2 protein-coding genes are annotated in these 1,582 nt (G+C 71.0%); both read left to right on the forward strand.

From position 1 onward, the window contains the following. On the forward strand, nucleotides 1-1,143 hold a 1,143-nt coding region (locus GH736_RS22660), incomplete at its 5' end, for a cation:proton antiporter domain-containing protein (protein WP_203230922.1). A gap of 205 nt (nucleotides 1,144-1,348) precedes the next feature. Beyond that, nucleotides 1,349-1,528 carry a hypothetical protein gene (locus GH736_RS22665; RefSeq protein ID WP_159607247.1) on the forward strand — a complete coding sequence of 60 codons (180 nt, stop codon included), beginning with the start codon at nucleotides 1,349-1,351 and terminating at the stop codon, nucleotides 1,526-1,528. Nucleotides 1,529-1,582: the final 54 nt, after the last annotated feature.

Here is a 1,582-nt window from a genome sequence, read left to right on the forward strand (position 1 = left end):
GGGTGGCTGGTCGGACGGGCGAACCTCTGGGTGCGGTCACGGGTGACGGATGCCACGGTGAACACCGTCATCTCGTTCACGGTGCCGTTCCTCGCCTCGGTGCCGAGCGAGGCGCTCGGGGCATCCGGTCTCGTCGCCGCCGTCGTGGCCGGCCTCGTGACGGGTCGGGGGGCCATCCGCAGCCTCTCACCGCAGCACCGCATGTCGGACGTGCAGAACTGGCGCACGATCGAGCTGATCCTCGAGGGCACGGTGTTCCTCGTGATGGGGCTCGAGCTGTCCACCATCCTCGGCGACCTCACCGACGAGACGCGCGGCGTGGAGCTCGGTGCCCGCGTGGCCGCGGTCACGCTCGTGGCGGTGATCGCGGTGCGGGCGCTCTTCGTGCTGCCCATGCTCGGCCTGCAGCGGCGGAGTTCCCGTCGCGGCGCCAGCATCAAGCCGCACCTCACGGCCTTCCAGGAGCGCCTGGACACGGCCGAGCCCGGACAGGTCGTGGCGCCCGAACGGCAGGGCGGGCCGGGGAAGGGCCGTCCCGGCCGGGTGCTGTCGGCCGCGTCGCTCCAGCGGTTCCAGACCCGTCTCCGCCGCAAGGTGGCCGACATCGACTACTTCATGGCCGAGCCTCTCGGCTGGCGCGAGGGTACGGTGATCGTCTGGGCCGGCATGCGGGGCGCGGTCACGCTCGCGGCCGCGCAGACGCTGCCGCAGGGCACGCCCGACCGGTCGCTGGTGATCTTCATCGCGTTCCTCGTCGCTGCGGGCTCGCTCCTCATCCAGGGCGGGACGCTCCCGTGGATCGTCCGCCTCGTCAAGCCGGCCGGCGTCGACGTCGAGGCGGCACGCACCGAGCGGGCGCAGCTGGAGGAGATGCTCCGCGGCGTGGCCGACGACCTGGTGCACGAGCATCGCGAGGCTCGGGCGGCCGCGGAGGAACGCCAGCACGGCGACCGGGATCCCGCCGCTGACCGGGAACTCTTCCGCACCCTGCGTCTCGAGATCATCGAGGCGCAGCGGGAGGCGCTGCTGGCCGCGCGCGACGACGGCACGTTCAGCGCGTCGGTGCTGACGGGCGCGCTCGAGACCCTGGACGCCGACCAGATCAGCATGGACCTGCGCGGGGAGCACCGCGACGTGGCGTGATCGCCGGTCGTCTGGAGCGGTCGTAACCGGACCGTGATAATCGAGCGATCGTCAATACCTTGGATGACATTCACAGGAACATGTGCGGAGACGTACAGAAGAGGTCGTCAGACTGGCCACTTCGCCCGGGCGCCCCCGCGTCTGTGGAACGTCGAGCAAAGGAATCGCGTGGCCTCGTGCCGCGGGACTCCGCCCCGTGAAAGTCATGCAGAACCAGCCTTCCTCCACTTCAGAGCACTCCAGCACCGCACCCGAGCCCCAGTCGGCCAACCGCCGCGACCGACGCCAGCGCACCGGCTGGCGACGAGGGCCGCTCATCGCCGCCGGCGTGCTCACCACCGAGCAGGTGACCCGGATCGTCCAGCGGTTCGGGAAGGGCATCTGAGATGCGCGTGCTCATCGTCTGCTCGTCGGGAGGTCACCTGACCCAGGCGCTCGC

It is taken from the genome of Agromyces humi, from assembly GCF_009720255.1.
Lineage (GTDB): Bacteria > Actinomycetota > Actinomycetes > Actinomycetales > Microbacteriaceae > Agromyces > Agromyces humi.

Excerpts from the sequence above, each read along its gene's own strand:
- GH736_RS22665 (WP_159607247.1), top strand. The coding sequence starts at position 1,349 with ATGCAGAACCAGCCTTCCTCCACTTCAGAGCACTCCAGCACCGCACCC.